The sequence below is a fragment of the Pedobacter sp. GSP4 genome, assembly GCF_051857575.1.
Taxonomy (GTDB): domain Bacteria; phylum Bacteroidota; class Bacteroidia; order Sphingobacteriales; family Sphingobacteriaceae; genus Pedobacter.
The window spans coordinates 709,702-732,010 of the sequence record NZ_JBPZIR010000001.1; the positions used below are offsets into that span (position 1 = coordinate 709,702).

The following is a 22,309-nucleotide window of genomic DNA, read 5'->3' on the forward strand; positions in this document are numbered from 1 at the left end:
ACCTAAAGGGTTAGTTTTTGGTGTTTTTAAGCGCTAGAATTAACCGTTGCGTAAAATGTCATCTGCAGTTGGTATTCTTGCTAGAGCGCATCCTGACGCATCTTTTGGCCCTTAAAACCGATGAAAAATAGTTTAAAATTAAGTGTTAAATCTGGTAACAATGCACATAATTTGATGTCAATATGCTACTTGATAAATGGTTTATCAGGCTAAAAAAAACATAAAAATCATATAAATTATGGAATCGCTCATTTCAAATTACTGGTGGGTTTTAGTGGCACTGTTGTGCGTAGTTTTATACAAATATATTTTACGTTTCTTATTCGGGATGGTCATCGTACCCGAAGATAGGATCGGGTTGATTACCAAAAAATTCGTGCTCTTCGGCTCGGCTCGGGAGCTGCCCGATGGGCGCATTATTGCCGTTAAAGGCGAAGCTGGTTTTCAAGGAAAAACCTTGGCACCTGGACTATATTTCGGGATGTGGTTTTGGCAGTACAGCGTAACCATGGAGCAGTTTACCATTATCCCTGAAGGTAAAATCGGACTCATTATGGCTAAAGACGGGGCTGAAATCCCAACGGGCAATATCCTGGGGCAGAAAGTAGAGTCAGATAATTTTCAGGATGCGGTAAAGTTTCTCGAAAATGGCGGTCAACGGGGCCGGCAAACATCTTATATCACTTCCGGTTCGTACCGTATCAATACCATGCTGTTTCAGGTTTCGGTTACCGATATGATCCGCATTCAGGAAAGTATGGTAGGTATTGTAACAACCTTAGATGGTTTACCGATCGAAGCCAACCAGATTGCAGGTAAACTGGTAGAAGGCCACAATAATTTCCAGGATTTTGATGCCTTTATTAAGCAGGGCGGTAACCGTGGTTTACAGCCGCAGGTAATTTTAGCGGGTTCTTACAACCTCAATCCCTGGGCCGTACAATTGGAAGAAATACCCATGATGGAAATTGCCATTGGCTATGTAGGGGTGGTGATTTCGTTTATCGGTACAGATGGAAACGATTTAACCGGGGCCGATTTTAAACACGGTAATATTGTGGGCAAGGGATCGAAAGGGGTTTGGTTAGAGCCGCTTGGTCCTGGTAAATACCCAATTAACAAGTATATTATGAAGGTAGAACTGGTGCCCACAACCAATTTGGTGTTAAACTGGGCATCGGCACGTAGCGAGGCACATAACCTGGATAAAAATTTATCTACCATTACGGTACGGTCGAGAGATGGTTTCCCTTTTAATCTGGATGTAGCGCAGATTATACATGTACCAACAACAGAGGCCCCAAAAGTAATTGCCCGCTTTGGTAATATGGTTAACCTGGTTTCGCAAGTGTTAGAGCCTACCATTGGTAACTATTTCCGCAACTCGGCGCAGGGAAGCGATGTAATTGCTTTCCTAAGTACCCGTAAAGAACGTCAGGAATCGGCCAAAGAACATATCCGCAAGGTGCTTGACGAGTATAACGTAAATGCAGTTGATACTTTAATTGGTGACATTGTGCCTCCAGAATCGTTAATGAAAACCTTAACCGACCGCAAAATTGCAGAGGAGCAGAAAGTGACATACGAAACGCAGAAACAGGCGCAGGAAACACGTCAGGGGATGGAAAAAGAAACTGCAATTGCCGATATGCAGAAGGATATCGTAAAAGCGCAACAAAGCGTTGAAATTGCCGAGCGTACCGCAAGTGCTACGGTTAAAAAATCGGAAGGTGACGCGGCCGGTGTAAAATTAGCAGTGGGAGCAGAGGCCGAAGCTACCAAAATGAGAGCACATGCCGAAGCAGAAGCTACGAAAGCAAGGGCTCAGGCCGATTCTGAAGCGATTAAGTTACGTGCATCGGCAGAGGCAGAGCAGATTTCGTTAACCGGTAGTGCCGAGGCAGGTAAAATTTTGGCTGTAGGTAAATCTACTGCCGAGGCTTACGAACTTGCCGTTAAGGCTTTGGGAGGCGAAAACTTTACCCGCTACAAAATTACCGAAGAGTTATCAAAAGGAAACGTAAAACTGATCCCTGATGTGCTTATCGGTAATAATGGTAACCACGGAGGCACAGCAATGGATGGTTTGCTGGGGCTTAAACTGATGGAGCTGATGGACCCAAAGGCACGCAAAGAAGTGCTTGCCGTTGCCGAAATTGTAGAAACAAAAACAAAACCTAAAAAGGATAATATTAACCCCTAATTGGTTTTAATTTAAGATAGAAAGCCTCAACGGAAGTTGGGGCTTTTCTATTTTATTACCATTTTTCACCTCTCCTCTAAGTTATCGTCATTTCGATCCGATAGCTATCGGATGAAGCGTAGCAGAATGGAGAAATCTACTTAGATAGATCTCTCGACTACGTTGCTCTCCGCTCGAGATGACGGCGCTTTTATTTAATCCATCAATAATAGTCAATTAACAATTATTACAAATACAACCTCTGCTTTTATCGTATTTTTATACAAACCTTACATTGTCAATCTTTATACCTTAAACCTTTTTAGTAACTTTGCAGCCGGTTTAGAATGATAGAATTTTGATGATTGATTTTTGAATGACTGAGTTTTGATGCGTGAATGGCTATACGTTAACAGTCAATCATTCCATCATTTGATCATTCATTCATCCCATCATTTACTCATCCAATAATTTTAAAAAATGAAGAAAGTAAAAGTTGGCTTGGTGCAGATGAGCTGTACTAAAGATAAGCAAGAAAATTTAGATAAAGCAATTGCGAAAGTAAGGGAAGCTGCTGCAAAAGGTGCACAGATTGTATGTTTGCAGGAGCTTTTTACCTCGTTATATTTCTGCGATGTTGAAGATTATGATAATTTCGACCTGGCTGAAGCTATTCCAGGCCCATCTACTGATGCTTTGCAGGTAGTGGCCAAAGAACTGGGCGTAGTAATTATTGCTTCTTTGTTTGAAAAACGTGCTGAAGGATTATACCACAATACTACTGCGGTTTTAGATGCCGATGGCTCTTATTTGGGTAAATACCGCAAAATGCACATTCCTGATGATCCTGCCTTTTACGAGAAATTTTACTTTACCCCAGGCGATTTGGGCTACAAGGTTTTTGAGACCAAATTTGCTAAAATCGGTATTTTAATCTGTTGGGATCAATGGTATCCGGAAGCATCGCGTATTACAGCACTGATGGGAGCCGATATTATGTTCTATCCAACAGCCATTGGATGGGCAACCGATCAGGATGAGGATACCAATCAAGATCAATACAATGCATGGCAAACCATTCAGCGTTCGCACGCGGTGGCCAATGGCGTTCCAGTGGTGAGTGTAAACCGTGTAGGTTTTGAACAGGATGGAGCTATGAAATTCTGGGGCGGAAGTTTTGCCACAAACGCGCAGGGTAAACTGCTTTATTTAGGATCGCACGATTTAGAAGAAACCGAAGTAGTAGAACTCGATTTATCTGAATCTGATTTCTTCCGCAAACATTGGCCATTTTTAAGGGATAGAAGAATTGATTCTTACCAGCCGATTACGAAAAGATATATTGATGGGGATTAAGCTGAAAGCTTAAAGACCAAAGCATACAGCCAGGACATCGTCATTTCGAGCGAAGTGCAACGTAGTCGAGAAATCTTTTAAAGATCTCTCTCCCGAATGTTCGGGACTATGCTTCATCCGATAGCTATCGGATCGAGATGACGACCATCTAATGCAATACCTTTAAATTATAAGACTACACGAATGTCAAACTTTCCGCCAAGAAAAGATTTAAATCTTAATCAATTCGATTATTCGCCCAAGCAGCAAGGCTATGCTTTTCCTGCCGAGTGGGCTAAACATGAGGCTACTTGGTTAAGCTGGCCGCATAAAGAGGCTTCATGGCCCGGAAAAATCGAAACCATTTATAAACCTTATTGCCAGTTTATTAAAGCTGTTGCCGAAGGTGAAAAGGTACGCATCAATGTAAAGGATGAAGAAATGAAAACTTTTGTCATTTCTGAATTAACTAAGGTAGATGCTGATTTAAGCCAGATTGAATTTTATTTCAACGAAACCAACGATGCCTGGTGCCGCGACCACGGACCTGCATTTGTGCTTAAAGGAAATGAAAAAGCCGTAGTAGATTGGGGTTATAATGCCTGGGGCGGAAAATACCCTCCCTTTGATCTGGATGATGTAGTACCTACCAAAATTGCCAAGCATTTCGATCTGCCCTTATTTCTTCCCGATATTGTAATGGAAGGTGGATCGGTAGAATTTAACGGAGAAGGCACGGTTTTAACCACTACAGCTTGTTTATTAAACGAAAACCGCAATCCACATTTAACCAAAGAACAGATTGAGCAGTATTTGCTTGAGTATTACGGACAGGAACAAGTATTGTGGTTAGGCGATGGTATTGTAGGCGATGATACGGATGGTCACATTGATGATATTACCCGTTTCGTAAACGAGGATACCGTTTTAACGGTTGTGGAAAGCAATCCATTGGATGAAAACTATGTGCTGCTGCAGGAAAACCTGGAGGCTTTAAAAACCATGAAACTAAAAGATGGCCGGCCATTAAACATAGTTGAACTGCCAATGCCTTCACCGGTAATTTACGATGATACCCGTTTACCTGCATCATATGCTAACTTTTACATAGCCAACGCTGCTGTAATTGTTCCGGTTTTTGATGATGTAAATGACCAAAAAGCTTTAGATATTATTCAAAACTGCTTTCCAGATAGGAAAGTTATCGGTATCAATTCGGTAGATATTATCTGGGGATTGGGTAGTTTCCATTGCTTAAGTCAGCAAGAACCGGCAGTTTAAGTTTTACCCTATGCAATTGTCATCCTGAGCCTGTCGAAGGATTTCGCGATGTTTGAGTAAACTCAAAATGACAACTTTAGTGAGGAATATTTTAGTAACTTTATTTTGTAAAGTTCTTTTATGGCGACAGTACACAATTATTTTGTCTAAATTTTGGAATGCAGTGATAAGAGTTATTATGTTGGCGTAACAAACGATTTAGAGATTAGACTGGCACAGCATAACGACGGCGAAAATGTGCTTTCCTATACCTTTTCAAGAAGGCCGGTCACTTTGAAATATTACCAAAGGTTCGATCAAATTGAAGATGCTATAGACTTCGAAAAGCAAATTAAGGGATGGAGTAGAAAGAAAAAAGAGGCTTTATTTAATGAAGACTGGGATGAAATTGTAAGATTATCAAATTATAAAAATAAATAACAGATTGAGTCTTGGACAGGCTCAGACTGACAAACTATAAATAATAAATGAAATTACTAGAAGGAAAAACAGCATTAATTACCGGCGCATCAAAAGGAATTGGCCGTAAAATAGCTGAAAAATTTGCTGAGCAAGGTGCTAACGTAGCATTTACCTATTTATCATCAGTAGAAAAAGGCGAAGCTTTAGAGCAAGAGCTACAAAGTTTTGGAACCAAGGTAAAAGGGTACCGTTCTGATGCCTCTAAATTTGACGAAGCAGAGCAATTGATTAACGATATCGTAACTGAGTTCGGTACAATTGATATTGTGGTAAATAATGCAGGTATTACCAAAGATGGTTTGTTGATGCGCATGAGCGAAGAGAACTGGGATGACGTGATCAACATCAACTTAAAGTCTATCTTCAATGTAACCAAAGCAGCATCTAAAGTGATGATGAAAGCCCGTAAAGGTGTTTTTATCAATATGAGTTCGGTTGTTGGGGTTACAGGTAATGCAGGTCAGGCCAATTATGCAGCATCAAAAGCAGGTATTATTGGTTTTACCAAATCGGTAGCTAAAGAATTGGGTTCGAGAAATATCCGTGCCAACGTAGTGGCTCCAGGTTTCATCCGTACCGAAATGACTGAGGTTTTAGATCCTAAAGTTGTTGAAGGCTGGGAAAAAGATATTCCTTTAAAACGCGCTGGCGAAACGGAAGATATTGCCAATGTTTGCGTATTCCTGGCTTCAGATATGAGTGCTTACGTAACCGGACAAACTTTGTCGGTTTGTGGCGGGATGCTGTAAGAAGGGTTAAGAGATTGAAAGGTTGGAAGGTTGAAAGGTTTTGGGAGCAGAACCTTGCAACCTTTTAACATTTTAACTTTCCAACATTAAAGCCTTCTAACATTAAACTATTTTACAACATACTTCCCTTTAACCTCATTAATAGCAGGTTGAGTCTTATTCTTTTCAAAAGCTAAGTAAGCGGGCTGCAACGATTTCCAAAAAATAGCTTGGGTAGGAAATTGGGGAATATATTTCTTCATATTTCCATCAGTCATCTTGAAAGGATAAATATTTACCGGGATTTTTTCTTGTCCTGCATTGCGGGCCTCCACCCCTAAAACATATACTTCCTTAATCTTTTCGTCGGTTAATGGGATACAACCGACCGTTACGCAATTGCCGTGGATGTATATATCACTTCCAGGTTTTCTATCTTTCCCTGTTCTGGCATAATCTACCGAGTTTGGATAATTTACTCCAAGAGATAGATGAAAATTACTCATCGGATTAAAAACGTTGATGTAATAAAAGCCTTCGGGTGTTTGGCCATCACCTTCAAATACCTTTGGACCAAGTACGCCCGAATGTGCACAGAAATCGTACGTTCTGAATAATTTATAGCTTTTACCGGCATTGTTTTTTAGCCAGACCTCTAATTTGCCTTCACTTTTGTAAGCATTAATCACCATCGAGAATTGATTGCCATAGCCATCGGCCAGGATAAATTTCCGCAGTGTTTCCCATTTTTCATTATATGCTTTTTCTACCCGTTCAAATTTGATCTGGCTTTCTTTAAAATTGTTTTGCGCATTGACCATAAGGCTTAGAAATAGAAGAAACGTTAAACAGATTAATTTCATAAATATTGATTTGGTTTAAAAATAGGTATTTAACCACAGAGGCCATAGCATTCTTATTTTTTACCACTAAGATCACAGAGAAAAGGCACAAAGTACATAGAGTTGCGTGCTTAAAAACGCTTAGCCCCTCTGTGATCCTCAGTGTAAAGCTCAGTGCACTCGGTGGTTAAAAGATTGGATGTTTTTAGTGTTAGTAATAATTCTTTATGGTTAATAATCTTGAAAATTTCCTCAAAATTACCATCTTTATGAATTATGAATAGCTTTTTTTCCGGTACTTCTGTTTTATATTTTCTGGGTTGCTTGGCGTTAGGCATCTTATATGCCTGGCTGTTGTATAGAAATAATAAAAACTTGGATAAAAAGCTACAATATGGGCTTACTACACTAAGGATTATTGTGGTTACGGCAATTGCCTGGCTTCTGTTCGCCCCATTAATTAAAACTTTAAATTATACGTTAGATAAGCCTGTAATTATTATTGGGCAGGATAATTCGTTATCGGTTGGGCAGGTAAAAACGGCGAACTTCGATCAAAAACTGTATGAGCAAAACCTTAAGGCACTGGAGGATAAGCTATCTGATAAATACGAAGTTAAAACCTATCATTTCTCTGATAAGCCCATTGAAGGCTTTGATTTTAAAAACCAGGGAAAATTAACTGATGCATCAGCGTTTTTTCAAAAAATACGGGACGAGTATACCAATAGGAATATTGGCGCGGTAATTTTAGCCACTGATGGGATTTTTAATCATGGCGGCAATCCACTTTACAGCATCAATCAAATCAATGCCCCAGTGTACACCATTGCCTTAGGCGATAGTATTCCGAAACGTGATGTACTGATTTCGAATGTAAACTACAACAATATTGTTTATCTGGATGATGATTTTACGGTTGAAGTTCAGGTGCAGGCTTTTCAGAGCAACAATGAAAATGTTGGTTTAAGCATTAGTGAAAATGGGGCTAAAATTGAGCAGCAGAACCTAAAGATTAATGGAAACGCTTTCACGAAAACCATCCCTTTAAAAATCCATGCCGGTAAAATCGGTGTGCAGAAGTACACGGTTCAGCTTGGAACCTTGCAGAATGAAATCACCGCCAGAAATAATACGCAAACCTTTTATGTTGAAGTGATCGATGGCCGGCAGAAAGTACTCTTGGCAGCTGCAGCCCCACATCCTGATTTAGGCGTTTTAAAGGATGCCATTTCGCTTAATAAACATTACGAGGCCAAACTGGCCCTTGGCGATGATTTAAGTGCTACAGATCCCTCAGAATTCGATTTAATTATACTCTATCAGCTTCCAGATGCTCAAAACATGGCCGCTGGTTTTATACAAAAACTTAAGCCCTTAAAGAAACCGTTATGGTATATTGTAGGGGCTCAAAGCAATATAGTCGCGTTTAACCAGCTCCAAAACCAGGTTAATTTAAGTGCTGCCAATGGTTCTGTTCAAGAAGTATACCCCGATTTTGTGAATGGTTTTACCAGCTTTAACCTAACAGAAGAAGATAAAAAACAGTTTTCTGCATTCGATCCATTGCTCTCACCATTTGGCAGACTAACCGTTAATGCCAGTGCTACTGTTGTTTTTAATCAGCGCATTGGCAAAGTAAATACCCAGCAGCCTTTGTTGTTTTTTACCAATGAAAGTGGTTTAAAAACAGGTTATTTGATGGGAGAGGGCTTATGGCGCTGGAAACTTTCGGAAGCAGAAAATGAAATGCCTCAATCGGTATTAAGCGACCTGATTTCTAAAACAGTGCAGTACCTTTCTGTTAAGGATGATAAACGGAGATTTAAAGTATTTACCTCTAAATCAGCTTATGACGAAAATGAAAGCATTCAGTTTAATGGAACACTTTATAACGATAGCTATCAGGCGGTAAACGAACCCGAAGTTAACCTGCAGGTTAAAAATGAAGCAGGCAAAATTTTTAACTATACTTTCTCCAAAACAGAAAATGCCTATCAGCTTGATGCAGGTACCATGCCCGCCGGAAACTATACTTACGTGGCGAACACTTCGCTGGGCGGAAAGAAATTTACAGTTTCAGGAAGTTTTTATGTGAATGCCCTGATTGCTGAATTCCAGCAGACTACCGCTAACCATCAATTGCTCAATACCATTTCTAAACAGAGTAATGGAAAGGTTTTTATGCCGGCCAATCTGCTGAAAATAGCAGATGAAATCCTGAAAAACGAAAACATAAAAACCATTAGCTACGAAGACCGAAAATACAATGAGTTAATTACCATGAAATGGCTGTTCGCATTGATCTTAATTTTACTTGGTACGGAGTGGTTTTTAAGGAAGCGGAATGGTGAGCTTTGATGTAAAATGTAGATAGGTAAGTGCAGTCAGATGTTACCATCTGACTGATAGATCGTTTAGATGAATCACAAAACATTAGATTAGCTTGGAAAGAGTCATGCGGTTTAATTCTACGCCACAATACTAAAAGTATAGCTACCATGGGATTAAGAAATAGAAATTTATTTCTGGATAAAAAGTGTTTTTTTGTTACAACAAGCTGTTATAAACATCTGAAATTACTCGAAACTGATTTTTGTAAATTGATAGTTGCTAAGAGTTTAAATTTTGTTGCGTTGAAATATAAGATTTCAATCTTTGGCTATGTGATTATGCCCAATCATTTTCATGTTTTACTTTACTTCAACAATGAAAATAAATTGTCGGATACTTTGCGTGATCTGAAAAAGTTTTGTGCTTTTGAAATAAGAAAATATCTTGAATCTAAAGAAAGTGAGCTACTAAATTGGTTAAGGATTGAAAATGAGAAGCAGGTATTTAAAGTTTGGAATGATAGATTTGATGATGTTTGGATAGGAAATAAAGAACTTTTGGAAGTTAAATTGGAATATATTCATCAAAATCCATTGCAATCTCATTGGAATTTGAGCGAATATCCTGAAAATTATAAATATAGCAGCGCTGCATTTTATTTAGGAAATCAAGATAATGTTGTTGAAATAATTGATTATAGAGATATTTTTGATTGATTGGTGTCAGATGGTAACATCTGACACCACGAAAACCTAATGCCACTCATCACGGTACACGAACTTAGGCATGTGCCATTCGTATTTGATGGAGAGCAATCTTAGCGCTAAGCCTACAACAGCAGCCGAAACCGTTGCCAACATTTCACTGCCATGAAAGTGCTCAACGCCGATATAAACAGCACCGGTAACTATTGCAGCACTTGCATAAATTTCTTTCCTAAAAAGAAACGGAACTTCATTGCAAAGTACATCACGGAGTACACCGCCTGCACAACCGGTAATCATGCCACTAAACAGTACAATTAAATAGGGAAGGTGGATTTCTTGAGCAACCTGACAGCCAATAATGGTAAAAACAACTAGACCCAAAGCATCAAGATAAAGAAATAGCTTCTTAAGTTTGGTCATTATTGAAGCAATAAAAGCAGCCAATAAAGCCGCAACTGCGGTAATAACCAGATATTCAGGATGCTCAACCCAGCTCATCGGATAGTGGCCAAACAGTACGTTTCTTACCGTTCCGCCTCCTAATGCGGTAACCCAGGCAATAATACAAACACCCACCCAATCCATATCTCTTCTGCCTGCAGATAAAGCAGCGGTCATGGCTTCTGCTGTTATGGCAATGATGTAAAGGATGTGGAGCATTTTGGGTTAACTGTTTGGATCGGTTATTTGGTTAACTGAAAGGGAGTTGTTTTATAGTTAACTCAAAACTGTAAACTTCTAACTGAAAATTGCCAACTAAAAAACTAATCCTTCTTCTCTTCTTGGATAATCACAAAAACATCTTCATTATCCTTTTTCATGAAGTACTTTTCGCGGGCAAATTTTTCGGCAGTATTTAAATTGGTATTCAGCTCGTTTAAATCCTTTTTAACCTGGGCGGTCTCTTTCTCGAAATATTCTTTTTCTTCCTGTAGTTTATTGGCCTGGCTGCGGTACTCATACTGCGACATCATATCGTTTTTATCGAAAAATAGCATCCACAGTGCAAAAGCAACAGTAGCAAGGAAATATTTATTGCGGAACAGGTCTATTAAACGTTTCATATATTGATATGAGTTTTAGATGTGGGATCTGCAAAAAACCAGATCTCAACGAACAAATATAGTATTAAAATAAAAACATCCGAAGATTTAAAATCTCCGGATGTTCTACAACTTAATTTTTCAACTTGTTAACACTATCGCATCATTGCGGCGGGTTTAAACCCAACGCAATGGATAATGGGTTATTTTTTAGCGTATTTGAATTTTGAACCGATAAAACGTGCATTTTCGCCCAATTCTTCTTCAATACGTAACAATTGATTGTATTTGGCAATCCTGTCAGAACGTGAAGCCGAACCAGTTTTAATCTGTCCGCAGTTTAATGCAACAGCTAAATCAGCAATGGTAACATCTTCAGTTTCGCCAGAACGGTGACTCATTACCGAAGTATATCCATTGTTTTGAGCTAAAGTTACCGCATTGATGGTTTCAGTTAAAGAACCGATCTGGTTTACTTTTACCAGAATTGAGTTTGCAGTAGCTTCATCAATACCACGTTGTAAACGGGTTACGTTAGTTACAAACAAATCGTCGCCTACCAATTGAACGCGGTCGCCAACTTTATCGGTTAAGCTTTTCCAACCAGTCCAGTCGTTTTCGTCCATACCATCTTCGATAGAGATAATTGGATATTTAGCCGATAAATCTGCTAAGTATTGTGCCTGCTCTTCGCTGGTACGAATCACACCGGTAGCACCTTCAAATTTAGTATAATCGTATTTGCCATCTTTATAGAACTCAGATGAAGCACAATCTAAAGCTAAACAGATTTGAGAACCTGGTTTGTAACCTGCAGTTTCAATTGCTTTTAATACGGTTTCAATTGCATCTTCAGTACCATCAAAAGTTGGTGCAAAACCACCTTCATCACCTACAGCAGTAGATAAACCTCTATCGTGGAGAATTTTTTTCAAGCTATGGAAAACTTCAGTACCCCAACGCAATGCCTCAGAGAAAGAAGGAGCGCCAACAGGCATAATCATAAATTCCTGGAATGCAATAGGGGCATCAGAGTGAGAACCACCGTTAATGATGTTCATCATCGGAATAGGCAAGGTATTGGCATTAACACCACCGATATAACGGTATAATGGTTGGCCAATTTCATCAGCAGCAGCTTTAGCAACAGCTAAAGAAACGCCTAAAATTGCATTAGCACCCAAGTTACCTTTGTTTTCAGTACCATCAAGTTCTAACATTAATTTATCGATAGCATTTTGCTCAAAAACATCAACACCTCTTAATGCATTCGCAATTTTGGTATTTACATTTTCAACAGCTTTTAAAACGCCTTTACCTAAATATGTAGATTTATCCCCATCACGTAATTCAACAGCCTCATACTGCCCAGTAGATGCGCCACTTGGTACAGCTGCACGGCCAAAAGCGCCTGCTTCTGTAACTACTTCTACTTCTACTGTTGGATTGCCTCTCGAATCGAGGATTTGTCTGGCATGGACATTAACGATTATGCTCATTTTAATTTGATTTTTTGTTGATTTTTTAACCTGCTTAGTGTACAAAATACAATTACTAAGCGCAACATCAAAGTTAGTATATTTTTTAAATAAATAAAGCCTTTTGAAGGTTAATGTTAAGCGCGTTGTTGGAGTTAATAACTGATTAATTTTAAGTTAATATTGGTCGGTAACCTCTTGTTTTGCACAAGTTCTTTAGACGCATACTTACATCAATACTTTTTTGAAAAGCAATTGTAGTATTACATCGGTTGGGGTAGGTCCCGCTTTTCATTTCAAGTCCTCATTCGTTCCTCATTCCGGGCTTTCCATTTCAATCGGGTTTAAATTACTTAGTTCCTGTAATTCTTAGGGGGTAGGCCGAGCCTGACTATAATATGCTTTGGATAGGTGCCAAACCGATCCAAAGCATATTAGGCTCTTATTTTTTGGCCTGCGCCAAAAGTTCAGTATTCAAGCGTACATATTCGTCAATATTTTGTGCTTTTGCAGCGTCAATGCCCTGTTGAGCGGTAGTTGCTGCTGCAGCTTTATCGCCCAGTTTTAATTGGATACGGCCTTTCCATAGTTTAAACCATGGTGCTTTCATATCTGATTTTTCTGCTTCCGTCATCCATTCCAAAGCCTGTTTTAAGTCTTTCCCATTTTGAAAATAGTACAGCGCAGCATTAAAATAAGGCTTTTTATCGCCTTTCATGGCTTCGGCAATATTGGCCATTACTTTTTCATCGATAGAAGTCGTAATATTGAGCGTATAAGCGCTGTTTTCCCACATCATGTTTAACTGTGCCGAAGTTTCGCTAACAGCTGCAAATTGCATGGTCAGGGTTTCTACTTTATCCTTTAAGGCGGTAGTTTTTACTTTTACGCGCAGTACATCGTCGCTTTCTTTATAAGTGTAGGCACCCCATTGATCGGGTTTTTTGCTAAAAATAACCGTCCATTCTTTTTCGCCGGGGATACTGAAAAGTCCGTATTCGCCTGCAGGTAAATCCTTGCCTTCAATTTTAACCGCATCGGTAAATTTAATGCGCGTGGCTGCGTTTGCACCGTTGCGCCAAACTGTGCCCAGTGGTTCCATACCGCCAAAAATTTTACGCCCTTTAACGTTCGGACGCGAGTAAATTAAGGTTATTTTACCCAATCCAAAATCCTGGATAATGGTTTGTCCGCTACTCGGTTGCGGGAATTTTGCTTCCTGTGCATTTGCGAAATCTGCTGCACCTAAAAGTGCAACAAATAACATTACTGTTTTGATTGATAATCTCATTGCTTTGTTGTTTTGGTTTACACTAATTTACGCAAATAGCATCGGGTTTAGCAATAATTAGTTTGGTTTGAAGATTTTAAATCAATTGATTTTTTCTGAAACCAAAAATCATTTCATCGAAATACTCGCCATTTTTAAAAATGGTCGATTTTAGTTCTGCCTCGAAAATAAAGCCAGCTTTTTTCAACACCTGCTGCGAGGCAGTATTTGTATGCGATGTTCTTGCAAAAATTCTATCAATATCAAATGTTTCAAAGCCATATTTCAGCATTTCTTTAACTGCTACCGGAACAATACCCTTACCCCAATGTTCTTCACCGATCCAATAACCCATTTCGGCACTTTTGCTATAAATATCGGCCAGTTGGTGCACACCTATCGATCCAATTACCTCTCCGTCAACAACAATAGCCATTATTTGTAAAGGTTGGTGACTTGAAGCCAAGGCAATAAAGGCCTCTCCGTCTTTTTTATCGTAAGGGAAAGGAAATTTATTGGTCAGGTATTTTGAAATATTAAAGTTGTTGGCGTGTTTAACCAAACTTTCAATATCACTGGGTTGGTAGGGACGGAGAGTTAATTGCATTATTTTTTACCAGTTAAGCTTTTATTTAAACACCAAAATAAATTCTGAATGCCGTAAACGTTTTTTAGTTTGTCATTTTCAATTATATCGCAACCAATTCAAGATCCTTAATTCTTTCGAAGTGCTTTTTATTAAGCGTTGCAATTTTTATTTTTCTGGCTAAAGCTGTTGCCCCAATTAAAATGTCGGGAATTTCAATTAAACTACTCTTCTTCTTGAGCTCTTTTGTAATTTGGATGGCAATATCATTAGCCGGCTTATCAAAAGGAAGTACAGTTATCCTGCCGAAAAAGTCTTTCCAAAATTCGATTTCTTCTGTTTTTGCACCAATCATAACCTCATATTCGGTAATAATTGATACAGCAAAAAGATTATAAGTTTTGGTTAGTTTGTAGAATGTGCTTTTCTCTTTTAACTGCTTTCGGTAGTAATCAATTAAAATGGACGTATCCAAACAGATTATTTCATTCTCCATGAATTGAAGCTTTTTCTGTTGGTTTGATACTGCTTATATTGTTCTTCACTCATGGTGGGGCCTTTTAGCAAAAAATCTTGAAAATCAGATAAGTCGTTTGATGCTTTTTGCTCAATAAACTCTTCGTTTAAAACTGATTTTAACTGTTTGATTTTCGCTGCTGGAAGTTTTTTTATTGCAGCTAACAATTGTTCATAGCCTATGTCGATTGTTATTCCCATATATCAAAAATACACAATTTTAAAAGTTAAACCAAGTTTAATAATCTTATTTCAATTCATCTAAAACCCTGAATAGCTTTTTGTTAATGCCGCTTCCACTATAATTATTGATATTGATTACCACAATATATTTATTCCCTGAGCTATCTGTATGGTAACCGGCAAAAGCAGAAACGTCGTTTATGGTACCGCTTTTAATTTTCATGCCATTATATTCGGGAAAAGCTTTATAGTAATCGGCAAACCAAGTTTCTTTCTGTGCCTGGAATAAAATATTTGCCATAGCCGATGTTGTAATCCGGTCGCCTGGCGAAAGCCCACTGCCATCGATAATATTCAATGCCGATTTTTCAATGCCTTTATCGGCCCAAAAATTAACCTCTGTTTCTGCTCCTTTTGCTGTTGTAGGAGCTTTACCAGATTTTAAGGCTATGGTTTTTAACAAACTTTCGCCATATAGGTTAATGCTTTTCTTTAAAAACCAGTAGGTAATTTCGCTTAATGTTGGCGAGCTGATGGTGCTTATTTTTTGTGTTATGCCAGGTACGGCCTGTTTGTTCAAAGCCATTAGCCGGGTGGTTGTTGCAGACTGATTTGTTGCAATGCCCAATCTTTTTAGCGTATCCTGTAAGCGGTAAGCACAATCAAATGCCGGATCGGGGAGGGCCACAGATATCCCTGTTTTGCCAATTCCCATTCCCCAGCTCCCGCGCAGGTAGGCTATGCCCGTATAGGGCGGAAGAAAGGCATAACCTCTATCGCCAGTACCTGCTGCACCGGTTTTTAATTCATTTACGATTTGGATATAAGGTGTTTCCGGAACGGTTTTAATTATTTTTACCTCTTCAGCGGTGCTTATTCCAGGTTTTAAATGGATATCGAATTGATTTTCGCGCCAGGCAAGCCCCGATGTTCCGGCACCATAGTAATTGCCAATATCCTGCCAAACCCAGCCTTCGGGCGTCGTTTGTGTGCCAAATAAGCTATCATTACCAATTACCGAACCTTCAATTTTCTTAATCCCAACCGATTTTATTGCCGTAACCCACTGATTTAAAACTGCATTTTCTTTGTTCTGATACCGCCAAGAGCCCAATGTTGGATCGCCACTGCCGATAATGATCAGGTTTCCTTTTAATGTTCCATCGGCCGTAATGTTTCCGGTATAGGCCAGTGTGGTTTGAAACTGAAAATCTTTCCCTAAGATGCTGAAAGCTGTGGCTGCAGTAATGGTTTTTAGTGTTGAAGCAGTAGCCAGACCGATCTGCTCATTCTTTGCATATAGTATTTTTCCTGTATTGGCATCCAATACGCAAAGCGATGCGATGGCATGTTTAGCCTGTTCATCGTTTAAGAGGGTGTTAAATGCCTTTTCGAGATTTTGAATCCTGTTTTGGGCATTGGCTACAGTGGCTGAAATGAAGAGTATGAATAGTAGTTTAGAAAATTTCATTTTTAAAAAAATAGATATTTATATCAGAAAACTGGTATAGTTGGATTTATTTATAACGTGTGTTTCGAGCGGCTTGTATGCATCTAAAAAGGTGCTGATCGCTAAATTATATATAATTTAGTGATTACATCTCTTTTTTATCTAAAGCCTATTAAATTGAATTTACCCGTTAAACAACTTATTGCGCTTAATTTCTTTGCCTTGCCTAAGTTTTACCGCATGATAAATAGTGGGTACATCGTTGGTCCATTTTTTTAGTGTGAAAACGATAGCCAATATTTCGGTTCTGGTTGCCAGCCCAATCCAAAAACAAAGTTCGAACAGCACAACCGATTTACAATGCACCATAATTTCTATCAATGTGGCAAACAGGATTAATGTCCATATTTTGGCACCGATAGAATGGGTTGCGATTTCTTTTTTGAACTTAACGTAGCTTAGTACATAGGTTGAGAGTTCAAAAGCACCCAGAACAATTAATTTAACCAGATTGGATTTAAAAAAATCAGGGCATTGGATATAAGTGGCTAGGGCAACGGAAATAAAAAATACCTGATCGATGCTGGAGTCTAAACGGCGTAATTTTTCGGAGGATATATTCAGTTTACGGGCAATTATCCCATCAAAAACATCGGTCAGCAAACCAACTGATAACAGCGTAATGGCTAAAATAGGATAGCTGTTAACATGAAAAAAACTTAAAAAGATGATGATGAAACCAATGAGCAACCGCGAATAAATCAGGGCAATTGGGATGTTTTTCATGAATAGCGCGCATAAAAAAGCCCCGATTTTAAATCGGGGCCTGAATTTTATTGGTTAAACTAATTCTTTCTGAATTAGATATTCGGCAATTTGAACGGCGTTGGTTGCAGCTCCCTTGCGTAAGTTATCAGCAACAATCCAAAGGTTTAGCGCTTTTGGAGCCGATTCATCCCTACGGATACGGCCTACAAAAACTTCGTCTTTTTCGTGTGCATCTTTCGGCATCGGATATTTTAAATTGGCAACATCATCCACAACGATAACACCTGGTGCTTTTTCCAAAATACTGCGAACTTCAGCTAAATCGAAATCATTTTCGAATTCGATATTTACTGATTCTGAGTGACCGCCCATTACCGGGATACGAACTGTTGTAGCGGTAACTTTAATGCTATCGTCGCTCATGATTTTATTCGTTTCCTTAACCATTTTCATTTCTTCTTTGGTATATCCGTTCTCGGTGAAAACATCGATGTGCGGAAGAACATTCAAATCAATTTCGTATGGGTAAGCTTTAGGTCCATCAATGCCTTTACGTTCGTTCATCAATTGCTCTACAGCTTTAACACCTGTACCTGTAACCGATTGGTAGGTAGAAACCACTACGCGTTTGATTTTATATTTATCATGTAAAGGTTTTAAAACCACCACCATTTGAATGGTAGAACAGTTAGGGTTGGCAATGATTTTATTATCGATAGAAAGTTCGTGTGCATTAACTTCTGGTACAATTAATTTAATTGAAGGGTCCATTCTCCATGCAGAAGAGTTATCGATAACAGTTGTTCCGGCTTCTTTGAAACGTGGGGCATGCTCTAAAGAAGTGTTTCCTCCTGCTGAGAACAATGCGATATCAGGTTTCATACCAATAGCGGTATCCATGCTAACAATTGGGAACTTCTTACCCTTAAAAGTAATTTCCTTACCAACACTCTTTTCAGATGCTACGGGAATTAACTCTGTTAAAGGGAAATTTCTTTCCTCCAATACTTTTAACATGACAGTGCCTACCAATCCGGTTGCACCTACTACTGCTACTTTCATTTTAAATTTTAATTATTATATTTATTAAACATTTGATATAAGTCCAAATATGATAAAAATTAAGCTTATATCCCTATTTTTACTCACTAAATTTGCTTTTAATATTTTAAACCTTAGTTTTTTAACTCATAACAAGGTTTATTTAAACAAGCAGTCGGTCTCGTTTAAACTCCCAGTAAAAGGGCTTCCCCGAAGCAGGGATAAGCCATCCGCTTCGCCTAAAATTATTGGGAAAGGAGATATCTTAATTTCCGAACTGTTGTTTAACCCCAGAACCGGCGGTGTAGATTTTGTAGAGATTTACAACCGTTCCAATCATGAAATCGACCTGCAGGAACTAATGCTGGCCAATGCCAATGCTGCCGGCGAACCTGCCAGTATCAAACGCATTTCTACATCAAAAATGATGATAGCGCCTGGAACTTACTGGGTAATTACCACAAACGCAGCGAATATAAAACAGCACTATCAGGCCAAATTTTCTACCCAGTTTATACAGTTAGCGAGTTTGCCGGCTTTTAACAATGATAAGGGGACTGTGATTTTAATGAGCAATAATGAAATTATAGACCGCTTAAATTATAGCGCAAAAATCCATCATCCCTTAATACAGGACGAAGATGGCATTTCAATTGAAAGGGTATCTTTTGAGCAAGATGCAAATGAACCGGGCAACTTTAAATCGGCCGCGGCTTCGGTGGGTTTTGCTACGCCGACCTATCAAAATTCGCAGGCCTTTAGCGGGGCAGAAAGCTTTGCAAAACTGGCTTCGAAAACCTTTTCTCCTGATGGTGATGCCTTCGAAGATGTATTGACCTTGGATTATCAGCTTGCAGAAAACTCGAGCCTAGCTACGGTCAGCGTGTTTTCGGATAAGGGCAGGCTGGTAAGGAAACTGCTGAAAAACCAAACAGTTGCAACGAAAGGCAGTATTATCTGGGATGGATTAAATGATGGTGGGCAGAAAGCGGCTGTAGGTATTTATGTAATCCTGTTTGAGGTATACAATTTGAAAGGCAATACCCAGCGGTTTAAAAATACCTGTGTATTGGCAGAGAAGTTAAATTAGGTATTAAAATTAAGGCTGTATCATAAAAGTTGACTTCGTCTTGAAGTTGTCGCGGAGCTTCCCGGTTATCGGGGAGGATAGTTGAAATGTTTTTTGCGGAGCAATGAAACAAGTCCTTTGTGCCTACCATTGAAAACGCTCAATAGAAGAATCGTCATTTCGACCGGAGCCATCCGGTTTTTCACCAGTGGTGGAGCGGAGAAATCTATAGAAACAGATTTCTCGACAACGTTGCACCCGATAGCCATCGGGTCCGCTCGAAATGACGACCTCCCAGGGTCCGCCATTCATATTGATTTATGCAATAAATTATTGCTCAGGATGACGATCCTCTATTTATGATACAGCCTCTTTTGTTATTATATCAAATTTGCTTTAATGTAATCGCAGCTTGTTTTGATAGAACCAACAGGGTTGGGATTATAATTGGTTTCGTGCTCTACAAAGAAATGCTGCATTCCTGATTGTTTAGCTTGTGCAAAAATGGCTTTAAAATCGATGCTGCCTTTGCACACTTCGGTATTCCATTCGGGTTTGGCTTTATCCATATCCTTAACATGCCACATAGGGAAACGGCCTGGGTACTTTTTAAATAAGGCCAGCGGATCGTTACCCGAACGCACTACCCAGTAAAGATCCAGTTCGAAGTTTACCAGGTTTTTATCGGTTTCATTTAAGTAAACTTCGTAACCGGTGGTATCGCCCAATTTTTTAAACTCGAAATCGTGGTTATGGTAGGCAAATTTTAAACCGGCAGCTTTTGCAATTTCTGCCACTTTATTAAAATCGCTTGCGGTTTTTTTAAAACCATCTGCACCTTTGCTCATATCAACATGTGCACCGGCAATGGTGAAATATTTGCCGCCAATGGCAGCCGAAGATTCGATGTCAGCTTTTAATCTATCTGTATTTCCTGTTTTTACAAAATCATCCATGTGGTAATGGCCACTTGGTGCTTTTAAACCATTTGCATTTAACAATGCCTTAAATTCCTTTGGTGTTAAGCCCCAGAATTTTCCGTTAGCGAAACCGTAGGTTTCCACTTCTTTATATCCAGCCTGAGCTACTTTTTCGATAATACCTTTTACATCTTTAGGCAGTTCATCGCGTAGTGTATATAATTGCAGGCCAACGTTTTTGCTGGCTTTATCAAATGCAAAAGAGGGGATGAGTAATGCTGCCCCCGCGGCTAGCCCTGCCTGTTTTAAGAATGTTCTTCTTGAATTCATATCTTAACTAAATAATTTCTTTTTTAATGTATGCGCAGCTTGCTGCAACAGATTCTATCGGATTTGGCTTGTAATTGGTTTCGTGCTCTACAAAGAAATGTTTCATGCCAGAAAGTTTGGCTTCGGCAAAAATAGGTTTAAAGTTGATAGCGCCTGTTCCAACCTCGGCATTTAAAGCTGGGTTGGCTTTGTCCATATCCTTAACATGCCACATGGTAAAACGGCCTGGGTTTTCTTTAAATAATTTTAACGGATCGTTTCCTGAACGCACCACCCAATACAGATCGAGTTCAAAATCAACCAGATTTTTATCTGTTTCTTTTAACAGGATTTCGTAACCGGTTGTATCGCCCTGCTTTTCAAATTCGAAATTGTGGTTGTGGTAAGCCAACCGGATACCAGCCTCTTTGGCTAATTTTCCGGCTTCGTTTATTTTAACTGCAATTTTTTTATAATCGTCGGCACTTTTTCTGATGCTTTCATCTAACCAGGGAATGGTTACATACTCGCTTCCAAGTACTTTGGCCGCGGCAATTGCAGCTTTCAGTTCGTCGGTGTTGCCATCTGTTAAATAGCTGCCCAATCCGTAATGTCCGCTAGGTGCTTTTAAGCCGTTATCATCAAGCAGTTTTTTAAAATCAGCAGGTGTTAAGCCCCAAAACTGATCTTTTATAGAGAAACCATAGGTTTCTACTTCTTTGAAACCGGCTTTGGCCACTTTGGCTATTGTGCCTTTTACATCTTTCGGTAATTCATCTCTTAGCGAGTAAAGTTGCAAGCCCACCAATTTTTTATCGGCAGTTACGCAGGCAAAAGATGGAACCAAAAGTGCTGCGGCTGCAGCCATGCTACTGTTTAGAATAAAATTTCTTCTTGATATCATAATCGGCATATTAAATATCGCAGATGGAAACTGCCTTTTTTAAAGAGGCGATCTTATCTGCATTTTTAGGTATAAATTCTTGTGCAACGAAACCTTTAAAGCCTGTATCTGCAATGGCTTTCATAATGGCGGGGTAATACAGTTCCTGGGTTTCGTCTATTTCATTTCTGCCGGGAACGCCAGCAGTATGGTAATGCGCAATGTACTGATGGTAATCTCTGATGTTTCTGATCACATCGCCTTCATCTATCTGCATGTGGTAAATATCGTACAGCAGTTTAAAGTTTTCAGAGCCCAGTCGCTTACAAAGTTCAGCACCCCACGAAGTTCTGTCGCATTGGTAATCTTTGTGGTTTACCTTGCTGTTCAATAACTCCATTACCAGTACAACATTATGCTTTTCTGCTAATGGGATAAGTTGTTTCAGTCCTTTAACGCAATTGTTCCAACCTGTTTCATCGTCTTTACCACGGCGGTTTCCGCTAAAGCAGATCAGGTTTTTATAACCAGCCTCGGCCACCAAAGGAATCATGGCGGTATAGTTCTGAATCAGCTTTTCGTGGAATTTTTCGTCATTAAAGCCATCAACCAGGTTAATTTCTGCACCGTTGCACATGGTAGAAACCAATCCGTGTTTTTTTAGGGTAGGCCAATCTTTCGGTCCAACCAAATCAATACCTGTAATACCGATTTTTTTGGCTTCGGTACAAAGCGTATCTACATCCAGGCCGCTAAAGCACCAACGGCATACGGCGTGGTTTATGTTTCCTTTTAATTTAAGCGGCTGTTCTGGTTCTGATTTATCCATTGCTAAAGCTGATAAGCCCGAAGAAACACCAATGGCAGCAGTGCCTGCAATGATGTTCTTTAAAGCATTTCTTCTATTTACGTTTGATGACAT

Annotated in this window: 22 protein-coding genes; 8 read left to right on the forward strand and 14 right to left on the reverse strand. The window is 39.2% G+C overall.

The window, feature by feature from the left end; genetic code table 11:
• Nucleotides 1-238: 238 nt before the first annotated feature.
• The 5 genes from ACS5PU_RS02880 to fabG all read left to right on the forward strand — a co-directional run bounded on the left by ACS5PU_RS02880 (nucleotide 239) and on the right by fabG (nucleotide 6,009).
• Nucleotides 239-2,203: an SPFH domain-containing protein gene (locus tag ACS5PU_RS02880; RefSeq protein ID WP_439457759.1), complete on the forward strand. Its 1,965-nt coding sequence runs from the start codon at nucleotides 239-241 to the stop codon at nucleotides 2,201-2,203.
• 459 nt (nucleotides 2,204-2,662) lie between these two features.
• The gene (locus ACS5PU_RS02885) at nucleotides 2,663-3,538 is read left to right on the forward strand and encodes a carbon-nitrogen hydrolase (protein WP_439457760.1); all 876 of its coding nucleotides are present in this window, start codon (nucleotides 2,663-2,665) and stop codon (nucleotides 3,536-3,538) included.
• Between the two features lie 183 nt (nucleotides 3,539-3,721).
• A complete protein-coding gene (locus ACS5PU_RS02890) occupies nucleotides 3,722-4,798 on the forward strand; it encodes an agmatine deiminase family protein (RefSeq protein WP_439457761.1) in 1,077 nt (358 codons plus the stop codon).
• 153 nt (nucleotides 4,799-4,951) lie between these two features.
• Nucleotides 4,952-5,218 (forward strand): GIY-YIG nuclease family protein, encoded by a 267-nt coding sequence (locus ACS5PU_RS02895; RefSeq protein ID WP_439457762.1) that lies wholly within the window; start codon nucleotides 4,952-4,954, stop codon nucleotides 5,216-5,218.
• A gap of 47 nt (nucleotides 5,219-5,265) precedes the next feature.
• Nucleotides 5,266-6,009, forward strand: coding sequence for a 3-oxoacyl-[acyl-carrier-protein] reductase (fabG, locus tag ACS5PU_RS02900; RefSeq protein ID WP_439457763.1), 744 nt, complete (start codon nucleotides 5,266-5,268; stop codon nucleotides 6,007-6,009).
• Between the two features lie 107 nt (nucleotides 6,010-6,116).
• Here the strand turns inward: fabG and ACS5PU_RS02905 are convergent, their stop codons facing one another.
• Complete coding sequence (locus ACS5PU_RS02905) at nucleotides 6,117-6,851, reverse strand: L,D-transpeptidase family protein (RefSeq protein ID WP_439457764.1); 735 nt, start codon at nucleotides 6,849-6,851, stop codon at nucleotides 6,117-6,119.
• 354 nt (nucleotides 6,852-7,205) lie between these two features.
• Here ACS5PU_RS02905 and ACS5PU_RS02910 point away from each other — a divergent pair, with 354 nt between their 5' ends.
• Nucleotides 7,206-9,191 carry a hypothetical protein gene (locus ACS5PU_RS02910; protein ID WP_439457765.1) on the forward strand — a complete coding sequence of 662 codons (1,986 nt, stop codon included), beginning with the start codon at nucleotides 7,206-7,208 and terminating at the stop codon, nucleotides 9,189-9,191.
• Nucleotides 9,192-9,331: 140 nt separating this feature from the next.
• Nucleotides 9,332-9,880, forward strand: a complete 549-nt coding sequence (locus ACS5PU_RS02915; protein ID WP_439457766.1) for an REP-associated tyrosine transposase — start codon at nucleotides 9,332-9,334, stop codon at nucleotides 9,878-9,880.
• A 36-nt stretch (nucleotides 9,881-9,916) separates the two neighbouring features.
• Here ACS5PU_RS02915 and ACS5PU_RS02920 read toward each other — a convergent pair whose 3' ends face one another.
• The 10 genes from ACS5PU_RS02920 to ACS5PU_RS02965 form a co-directional block, all read right to left on the reverse strand.
• Entirely contained in the window at nucleotides 9,917-10,531 is a 615-nt protein-coding gene (locus ACS5PU_RS02920; protein WP_439457767.1) for a trimeric intracellular cation channel family protein, read from the reverse strand.
• A gap of 104 nt (nucleotides 10,532-10,635) precedes the next feature.
• On the reverse strand, nucleotides 10,636-10,935 hold the full coding sequence (locus ACS5PU_RS02925; RefSeq protein ID WP_113951033.1) for an FtsB family cell division protein: 300 nt from the start codon (nucleotides 10,933-10,935) through the stop codon (nucleotides 10,636-10,638).
• Nucleotides 10,936-11,117: 182 nt separating this feature from the next.
• Complete coding sequence (gene eno / locus ACS5PU_RS02930; protein ID WP_439457768.1) at nucleotides 11,118-12,413, reverse strand: phosphopyruvate hydratase; 1,296 nt, start codon at nucleotides 12,411-12,413, stop codon at nucleotides 11,118-11,120.
• A gap of 421 nt (nucleotides 12,414-12,834) precedes the next feature.
• Complete coding sequence (locus tag ACS5PU_RS02935; protein WP_439457769.1) at nucleotides 12,835-13,683, reverse strand: DUF2911 domain-containing protein; 849 nt, start codon at nucleotides 13,681-13,683, stop codon at nucleotides 12,835-12,837.
• Between the two features lie 76 nt (nucleotides 13,684-13,759).
• Nucleotides 13,760-14,269, reverse strand: a complete 510-nt coding sequence (locus ACS5PU_RS02940) for a GNAT family N-acetyltransferase (RefSeq protein WP_439457770.1) — start codon at nucleotides 14,267-14,269, stop codon at nucleotides 13,760-13,762.
• 82 nt (nucleotides 14,270-14,351) lie between these two features.
• Nucleotides 14,352-14,744 (reverse strand): type II toxin-antitoxin system VapC family toxin, encoded by a 393-nt coding sequence (locus ACS5PU_RS02945; RefSeq protein ID WP_439457771.1) that lies wholly within the window; start codon nucleotides 14,742-14,744, stop codon nucleotides 14,352-14,354.
• Nucleotides 14,729-14,965: a hypothetical protein gene (locus ACS5PU_RS02950; RefSeq protein WP_439457772.1), complete on the reverse strand. Its 237-nt coding sequence runs from the start codon at nucleotides 14,963-14,965 to the stop codon at nucleotides 14,729-14,731. Before ACS5PU_RS02950 ends, ACS5PU_RS02945 begins: the two co-directional genes overlap by 16 nt.
• Before the next feature lie 46 nt (nucleotides 14,966-15,011).
• Entirely contained in the window at nucleotides 15,012-16,418 is a 1,407-nt protein-coding gene (gene dacB, locus ACS5PU_RS02955; RefSeq protein ID WP_439457773.1) for a D-alanyl-D-alanine carboxypeptidase/D-alanyl-D-alanine endopeptidase, read from the reverse strand.
• A gap of 162 nt (nucleotides 16,419-16,580) precedes the next feature.
• Entirely contained in the window at nucleotides 16,581-17,183 is a 603-nt protein-coding gene (locus ACS5PU_RS02960) for a CDP-alcohol phosphatidyltransferase family protein (protein WP_439457774.1), read from the reverse strand.
• A gap of 54 nt (nucleotides 17,184-17,237) precedes the next feature.
• Nucleotides 17,238-18,227, reverse strand: coding sequence for an aspartate-semialdehyde dehydrogenase (locus tag ACS5PU_RS02965; protein ID WP_439457775.1), 990 nt, complete (start codon nucleotides 18,225-18,227; stop codon nucleotides 17,238-17,240).
• A gap of 49 nt (nucleotides 18,228-18,276) precedes the next feature.
• On the opposite strand from ACS5PU_RS02965, the gene ACS5PU_RS02970 reads away from it, so the two are divergent.
• Nucleotides 18,277-19,296, forward strand: coding sequence for a lamin tail domain-containing protein (locus tag ACS5PU_RS02970; RefSeq protein ID WP_439457776.1), 1,020 nt, complete (start codon nucleotides 18,277-18,279; stop codon nucleotides 19,294-19,296).
• 359 nt (nucleotides 19,297-19,655) lie between these two features.
• Here ACS5PU_RS02970 and ACS5PU_RS02975 read toward each other — a convergent pair whose 3' ends face one another.
• Genes ACS5PU_RS02975 through ACS5PU_RS02985 form a run of 3 tightly spaced genes read right to left on the reverse strand, consistent with a single transcriptional unit; the run spans nucleotide 19,656 to nucleotide 22,309 of the window.
• The gene (locus ACS5PU_RS02975; RefSeq protein ID WP_439457777.1) at nucleotides 19,656-20,525 is read right to left on the reverse strand and encodes a sugar phosphate isomerase/epimerase family protein; all 870 of its coding nucleotides are present in this window, start codon (nucleotides 20,523-20,525) and stop codon (nucleotides 19,656-19,658) included.
• A 7-nt stretch (nucleotides 20,526-20,532) separates the two neighbouring features.
• Nucleotides 20,533-21,372, reverse strand: coding sequence for a sugar phosphate isomerase/epimerase family protein (locus ACS5PU_RS02980; RefSeq protein WP_439457778.1), 840 nt, complete (start codon nucleotides 21,370-21,372; stop codon nucleotides 20,533-20,535).
• Nucleotides 21,373-21,418: 46 nt separating this feature from the next.
• Nucleotides 21,419-22,309 (reverse strand): hydroxypyruvate isomerase family protein, encoded by an 891-nt coding sequence (locus ACS5PU_RS02985; protein ID WP_439457779.1) that lies wholly within the window; start codon nucleotides 22,307-22,309, stop codon nucleotides 21,419-21,421.